Raw genomic sequence first — 7,132 nt, 5'->3', positions numbered from 1 at the left:
GTGCTAGATGCCAGTTGGACAACACTAAGAACCATGCTCAAGTATAAATGCGAGAACGCAGGGGTATGTTATGAAGAAGTCAATGAAGCCTATACCACCCAAACTTGTTCGTGCTGTGGCTCACGCTATAGTAGTCCGAAAGGTAGAGCAGGACTTGGAATAAGAGAGTGGCAGTGTGTGGAGTGCGGTACGCTCCATGATCGGGATGTAAATTCCGCACTGAATATTCTTGCGCTCGGACATGAGCGTCTAGCAGTAGGAATCTCCGTCCTTTAGGTCGGGGAGGATGTCAACTAAAATTTGTCTAAAGCTAGGCGCGAATCACTGCCCCACTCTCTGCATCTAAAATACGGCTAGGTTGCTGGCTTAAACCCAAATCACCATTTAAGTAGTGCAATTGTTGATGGAAATATTGCGTTGTCTCTTGCAAAGAGCGTGCAGGGGCAAGTCCCGCAGGATTGGCACTGGTCGATACAATAAAGCCATCAAAGGCATGGCATAACGCCATACATAAAGGATGATTGGTTACGCGCACCGCTACTTTGGGGTGTTGACCTGTAATCCACTCTGGAATTGCGGCTGTGCTGGGTAATAGCCAGGTGGTTGCTCGATCTGTGGGATAAGTATTCGTCCATGACGCAATTACGCGATCTCGCATTTCGGGGTTTAAATCCTGCAGCAAATGCTCTACTTGTGACAGATGTCCTGCCAGTAAAATCACACCTTTTTCAATCGGACGCTGTTTCAGACGCAAAATTTCCAAAAATGCCTGTTGATTATATGGATCACATCCCAATCCCCAAACCGCCTCTGTAGGATAGGCCAGTACCTGTCCTTGTTGTAGACATGCAGCGGCTTCGGTGACAGAAGTTGTAATCATGGGAGTTTTACCTAAACAGAAATGTGAAATAGGCGCTTATTGTGAACCTTATTTGAGTGGACGACAACGCAGATATAAACCTGATTGTTGTAAACAGAAGCCCATGAGTTCCAGTTCCATTAATGCGCTGGTGAGTGTGGCAATATCTAAATTCAGTTGCTGTGCCAAGTGATCGATGCTTTGTCCGACCCAATCCAGTTGTTGATACAGTGCCAATAAATGCTCGGGAATATGCGGTGTACTTGTATCTGCTGTTTTTGTTGTGGTGGTTTGAAGTATTGCTTCAGTCGGTGGTGTAGATAATTTTGCTTTTGTTGAAGCTGCTGTAGTCTGATTTTGGCTTGATGCTATTTGGTTTTGTTGATATTGCCATTGGGTGGGTAGGGCTAAATCCTCAATCACTTGTTCAGGATGGTCGACCAAAATTGCACCTTCACGAATCAATTGATGGCAACCTTGATGAAATTCACTATAAATATGTCCAGGAATGGCAAATATCAATTTGCCTTGCTCCGCTGCTAGTTTCGCGGTAATCAGCGAGCCACTATTTAAACTGGCTTCAGCAACAATCACGCCTAAACTTAGTCCACTGACAATACGGTTACGTCGTGGAAAATGTTGCTGCAAGGGCTTGGTCTGCGGTAAAAACTCCGTAATCACGGCACCACCACATTCCACAATCTGTTGGCGCAGGCTGTGATGTGCACTTGGATAAGTGCTGTCCAAACCTGTGCCCATGACTGCAATGGTACGTTGATGTTGCAAAGCACCTTGATGTGCGGCTTCATCAATACCTTGTGCCAAACCACTATTGATAAAGAACCCTTGTTCACTTAAATAATAAGCAAAATCATAAGCCACTTGCCGACCATGCGGGCTGGCTTTGCGACTGCCGACAATCGCAATTTGCGCTTGCAACAAAGCCTGTGCATTGCCTTGCCCAAATAAAATGGGTGGCTTGTTGGAATAGGGTCGTAACTGATTGGGATAGTCCGCATCGTCCAAAGTTAGAATAAAATCGCACTGCTGTTGCAGTTGATTCAGACATTGTTCAAAGGCGAGTTGCCCTGTTGGGCTGAGATATTCTTTGGCGCGTTGTAGATGGTTGGCATGAATGCGCACATCTGACCATGTGAGGAGGTGTTCGGGCTGCACTGCGGCAGCCACGGAACCATAATGTTGTACGAGTTTGGAAAAACTAGACAGTGAATGTTGAACCAAATACCACAACAAAATGTAGTTGATTTGCTGTGGGCTGAATGAATTCAACATCACCATCTTAAACCGTTTTAGTCGTCCATTCGTGGTGCTTGTAAGCTCGCACCGACTTTAATTGGTAATTCACTGTCTAAAACATAGGCATAGCTAATGTGGTCAAAGCTCTTGAAGACCATGATATTGCCAATACGTTCGCCTGGAAGCTGAACACGTTCTTTGGTTTTCGGGTCGGTGACCACTTCGCCTTTTTGCGCTACGCTAAACACATGACCAGATTGCACGCCATGTAATGTACCGCGATCAATTGCCACAACACTGTGTTTTGCTGCAGTACCAATCGAACCCATCACACGTAGCACCTGACCACCTGTGCTGACATTTTCAGCATGCGTTGGGTAGAACAAGGTTGGCAGCATTGGGTCATAAATTGGTAAGACGCGATCACCACGACGCACTTCGGCATTGTAGGTATCGGTCAATTCAAGTGTGGTGATGTCATTTTCACCACGTACTGCAATACCTGCAGCAACTTGAGTGAGTTCAATGCCTGCATTGAATTTTTGACCATTGGCATCGGTCAGCATGTACGGTTCGCCTTCACGATATACACCGTAGCGTTGACCTACTTCCAGACCTGCACCACGTGCATACACACTTTGTCCTTTAGCAGCTAACACGCGTTGATCAGAAGTACCTAAAATATAAGGCGTGCCTTGTAGTGCATCTGCGGCAATAATGCTGCTGCGCTCTAACCAATGCTTGATGTATTCCAGCGGAATCACAGGAATGGTATTATTTAAAGACTCCACGCGAATTTGCGGCTGTAAATTGGTGCTCTTGCCTGTGTAACGACGGATAATGCCTTCACAGCCATCACCTTCATCTTTACCAATAATTGGGCGACCTTCATAGGTACACATTAACAAGCGGTCACCTGGGAAAATCCAGTGTGGATTTTTTACGTGGCGGTTGCTTGCCCAAATTTCAGGCCAGCGCAGTGGATTATTCAGGAATTTTTTAGAAATATCCCACAAGGTATCGCCTTTTTTCACCACATACACATTCGGTGCATTGGCTTTTAAAGCAGGCGGATTAATATTTCGTGCAGGTGCTGCTTCAGCTACACTCATTGCCCCAAGTCCCACAGTGAGACATACAGCGAGCGCTAAAACTTGCTTTTTAAACCCCAAGACACGAAAAGAGGATGTGTCTGTCAAAACCTTTTTCATTATCATAATTCCTAAAATTATGTATGTAGTTGCGTTATAATAACGATCTTACACACATTTTTTTGATGAAGCATTCCTTCATTCGGTTTTTTGATCAATGGCATATAAGTGAGGACGTCCCATGGCCTTATTACCTATTTTAAGTTTCCCGGATCCCCGTTTGCGTACCATTGCCAAACCAGTTGAAGAAGTGACCGACGAAATTCGTCAGCTTGCTGCAGATATGTTTGAAACTATGTATGCCGCACCAGGAATTGGTCTAGCTGCGACACAGGTAGATCATCATATTCAGCTGATTGTCATGGATTTATCTGAAAATAAAGATCAACCCATGGTCTTCATTAACCCCAAAGTTACCCCATTGACTGAAGAGACCCAACCGTATGAAGAAGGGTGTTTGTCAGTGCCTCAAATATACGACAAAGTTGAGCGTCCGTCACGTGTAAAAATTGAAGCGATTAACCTTGAGGGTCAAACCTTTGAGCTAGAAGCAGATCAACTTCTCGCTGTTTGTATCCAACATGAAATGGATCACTTAAATGGTAAATTATTTGTCGATTATTTATCACCACTCAAAAGACAGCGTGCCCGTGAAAAAGTGGAAAAAGTAGTGCGCCAGCGTCAGAAAGAAAAAGTTGCTGTGAAGCGTTAAAACAAACAACCATCTAGTTGTCCATGTTTAGACCAAAGCATAAAAATCAGCCCAATTTCGATTGGGCTTTGTTATACTTGCGCCACACAAATTCAGGATAGATGTTTTTGTTGTTGCGTAGTGGCTTACTGCTTTCATTTATCGCAGTTTTTTTACAGATTGCTGTATTTTTACAGCCTTTGCTGCCTGAGCAATATCAAGTTGCGCCAGTCTGTGAAACCATCACGCGTGCACTTTTGTTGCCACAAGCCCACGCCGTGCATACAAATTCTTCGCATACTGCACATTCATCTACATCACAGACCGATGATCAGCAACTGACCGTACAGCATGAACATCATCATCACGATGCTTCACATCAATGTCAGTATTGTACGGTCTATGGCAACTTGGTCTTGCCACCTGAATTAGAGCTTAAAGAGGTGCTTGATCGCATTCAGGTACGTCTTTTGGCTTTCCAAAAACGTTTTCAACACGTTTGGTTTGCACTTCAGCAACTCTTTTTACTTCCGCAGGGACGTGCTCCACCTCACTTTGCATAAATTCAATGTTTTTCGGGTCTGCTTTGACCCTAACTGTATTTATGTTTTGAAGTGAGAAATAAAATGGCTCAGCCTAAATTTTTATTACAGCCCATTGCGGCTGCAGTTTGTGTTGCCTGCTATTCAGCAAGTGCGTTTGCCGATCAAAGTATGCTGTCTGCGAATACGCATAGTCTTGCGCCTATTGTTGCAACCGCACAACAGGGCAATGCTGCTAATGGTCTGGTGGTACGTGCCAATCCAAAACAACCCATTCAGCCGATTCCAGCCACAGATGGTGCAGACTATTTGCAAAGCATAGTTGGCTTTAGTGCGGTCAACAGTGGTGCGGGTACCAATGGCGATGTGACCTTCCGCGGCATGTTTGGTTCACGTATTAAAATTTTAACCGATGGTTCTGAAAACTTAGGTGCATGCCCGAGTCGTATGGATTCACCAACCTCTTATATTTCACCAGAAAGTTTTGATGAAATTACCGTCATTAAAGGCCCGCAAACGGTGCAATATGCCAACACAGGTTCGGCAGCAACGGTATTGTTTGAGCGTAAGCCTGAGCAATTTGGTGAAGGTCAAAACTATCGTGGCCAAGCCAGTGTCTTGATGGGGTCATTTGGCCGTTTAGATCATAATGTTGAAGCGGCTGCGGGTGATGAGCATAAATACATCCGTTTAAACGCCAACCGTTCTGTAGCAGATAGCTATAAAGATGGCAATGGTACAACTGTTCCTTCGGATTGGGAGCGCTGGAATGCCGATGTGGCTTTAGGTTGGACACCCGATGAAAATACTTGGCTTGAGCTGACAGGTGGTCGTGGTGATGCCGAAGTGGTTTATGCAGGCCGCATGATGGATGGTTCTGAATTTGACCGCGAAAGTTTGGGTTTACGTGTAGAAAAGTATAATGTCTCAGATGTGATTCAAAAAATTGAAGCGCAAGTGAACTATAACTTTAATGATCACGTCATGGATAACTATAGCTTACGCCCAAAACCGAAGATGGAAATGGCAACCAATGTGGCACGTAAAACCTTAAATGCACGTGTTGCTATGACCAGTGAATGGGAAAAAATCAAACTGATCTCAGGTATTGATACACAAAATAATGAGCATAGTATCCGTAAAACCACCAATGGTGTGGTTTACCAAAATATGCCTCGTATGAAAGATATGAAATTCCAATCCATCGGTGCATTTGGTGAGCTCACTTATGATTTAGGTGGTGATAATCAATTTGTCACAGGGCTACGTCTCGATCAGATAGGTGTAAAAGATCTCCGTCAAGATTCAATAATGAAAGGGTACGGCTTAAAACGCGATAAAACTTTACCAAGTGCTTTTTTGCGATTTGAGAATATTCATCCTGAACATGAGGATGGCAAAACTTACATTGGTTTAGGTTATGTCGAGCGTATGCCAGATTATTGGGAACTATTCAGCCCTGAATTGGGTAATGGCAATCCAAATACCTTCAAAAGCATCGATACAGAAAAAACTTTACAACTCGATTTAGGCTATCAACATACGCATGGTCATTTCAGTTCTTGGGCATCTGCTTATACAGGTTTGATTCAAGATTTTATTTTGACCAAATACAATGCCAGTGATAAAGCAGAAACGAGAAATGTCGATGCTGTGATTGCCGGAGTCGAAGCAGGAATTGGTTATCAGTTTACCGATGCGGTTCAAGCAGATGTGAGTGCTATGTATGCGTGGGGTGAAAACACCACAAACAATACGCCGTTACCACAAATTTCACCTTTGGAAGGACGTTTAAACCTGCGCTATGTGCAGGATAAATATACTTTAGGTGCATTATTACGTGTTGTTGATGGTCAAAGTCGTATTAGCGAACGTGAAGGTAATATCGTGGGCTATGATGTGAAAGAAAGCAGTGGCTTTGGCGTATTGTCTTTAAACGGCAGCTATAACCTCAATAAAAGTGTTGATGTGTCTGTGGGTATTGATAACGTACTGGATAAAACTTATACCGAGCATCTAAACAAAATGGGTGCATCAGGGACAGGTTTACCAACCGATCAGCAATTTAATAATATTGGTCGTAACTACTGGGCGCGTATTAGTATGAAGTTCTAATTTGAACTTTATTTAAACCAAAAGCAGGGTTTCGGCTCTGCTTTTTGCTTTTCTATAAGAATAATTACATATAAAACATTGAGTTATGTTTTAAAATTTTGTTTAAAGAAATTGGGTGGATTTTTATTAAAATAAATTTCTAAGATAAAACAGTGAGTTATATGTTTTTGGGTTTATAAAATAAACACTCGAAATATTTCTTTTACAAAAAGCCTTGCATGGCAAAATATTTGGCCTATAATGCACATCCATCGGCGGTGATGTTGATAAAAACTTGTTGAAAAACAATAGCTTGGTTGATTGATTTAAGATTAATTGAGTTTGTTTTGAGTAGATGGGTTTGAAAATAAAATCAACATTACATGTTGACTTTCTTAAAATAGAGAGTAGTATAGCCGACCTAGCTTGATGCTGACGAAGCATCGAGAAGATCATTAAGAGATTATGAAGAACAACTTGTGTGGATTTTTACTGATTGATTGATCGAAATATTATCATTGATTGATTGGTTTAAATT

The 7,132-nt window shown here is 42.8% G+C and carries 7 protein-coding genes; 4 read left to right on the top strand and 3 right to left on the bottom strand.

The window, feature by feature from the left end; translation table 11 throughout:
* Positions 1-276: zinc ribbon domain-containing protein (locus FTV28_RS13160; protein ID WP_179990681.1), on the top strand; the 276-nt coding region annotated here is incomplete at its 5' end.
* Positions 277-310: 34 nt separating this feature from the next.
* On the opposite strand, the gene FTV28_RS13155 is transcribed toward FTV28_RS13160, so the two are convergent.
* From FTV28_RS13155 to FTV28_RS13145, 3 genes are read right to left on the bottom strand one after another with little or no spacing between them, the layout of a single operon-like run.
* Positions 311-880 carry an L-threonylcarbamoyladenylate synthase gene (locus FTV28_RS13155; protein WP_004970120.1) on the bottom strand — a complete coding sequence of 190 codons (570 nt, stop codon included), beginning with the start codon at positions 878-880 and terminating at the stop codon, positions 311-313.
* A gap of 48 nt (positions 881-928) precedes the next feature.
* Entirely contained in the window at positions 929-2,152 is a 1,224-nt protein-coding gene (gene dprA / locus FTV28_RS13150; RefSeq protein ID WP_104853275.1) for a DNA-processing protein DprA, read from the bottom strand.
* Positions 2,153-2,169: 17 nt separating this feature from the next.
* On the bottom strand, positions 2,170-3,327 hold the full coding sequence (locus FTV28_RS13145; protein ID WP_179990679.1) for a LysM peptidoglycan-binding domain-containing protein: 1,158 nt from the start codon (positions 3,325-3,327) through the stop codon (positions 2,170-2,172).
* Positions 3,328-3,448: 121 nt separating this feature from the next.
* Here FTV28_RS13145 and def point away from each other — a divergent pair, with 121 nt between their 5' ends.
* The 3 genes from def to FTV28_RS13130 all read left to right on the top strand — a co-directional run bounded on the left by def (position 3,449) and on the right by FTV28_RS13130 (position 6,615).
* Complete coding sequence (gene def / locus FTV28_RS13140) at positions 3,449-3,979, top strand: peptide deformylase (RefSeq protein WP_154321169.1); 531 nt, start codon at positions 3,449-3,451, stop codon at positions 3,977-3,979.
* Between the two features lie 107 nt (positions 3,980-4,086).
* Positions 4,087-4,521, top strand: coding sequence for a DUF2946 family protein (locus tag FTV28_RS13135; RefSeq protein WP_154321168.1), 435 nt, complete (start codon positions 4,087-4,089; stop codon positions 4,519-4,521).
* A gap of 63 nt (positions 4,522-4,584) precedes the next feature.
* Positions 4,585-6,615 (top strand): TonB-dependent copper receptor, encoded by a 2,031-nt coding sequence (locus FTV28_RS13130; RefSeq protein ID WP_179990677.1) that lies wholly within the window; start codon positions 4,585-4,587, stop codon positions 6,613-6,615.
* Positions 6,616-7,132: the final 517 nt, after the last annotated feature.

It is taken from the genome of Acinetobacter sp. YH12252 (assembly GCF_013417365.1).
Lineage (GTDB): Bacteria > Pseudomonadota > Gammaproteobacteria > Pseudomonadales > Moraxellaceae > Acinetobacter > Acinetobacter towneri.
The sequence above is the reverse complement of the archived record's forward strand: the minus strand, read 5'-3'. Positions and strand labels throughout refer to the sequence as shown.

Bases quoted from the DNA above. Each gene is read 5' to 3' on its own strand.
- FTV28_RS13155 (WP_004970120.1), bottom strand. From the start codon at position 880: ATGATTACAACTTCTGTCACCGAAGCCGCTGCATGTCTACAACAAGGA.
- dprA (WP_104853275.1), bottom strand. From the start codon at position 2,152: ATGTTGAATTCATTCAGCCCACAGCAAATCAACTACATTTTGTTGTGG.
- FTV28_RS13145 (WP_179990679.1), bottom strand. From the start codon at position 3,327: ATGAAAAAGGTTTTGACAGACACATCCTCTTTTCGTGTCTTGGGGTTT.
- def (WP_154321169.1), top strand. From the start codon at position 3,449: ATGGCCTTATTACCTATTTTAAGTTTCCCGGATCCCCGTTTGCGTACC.
- FTV28_RS13130 (WP_179990677.1), top strand. From the start codon at position 4,585: ATGGCTCAGCCTAAATTTTTATTACAGCCCATTGCGGCTGCAGTTTGT.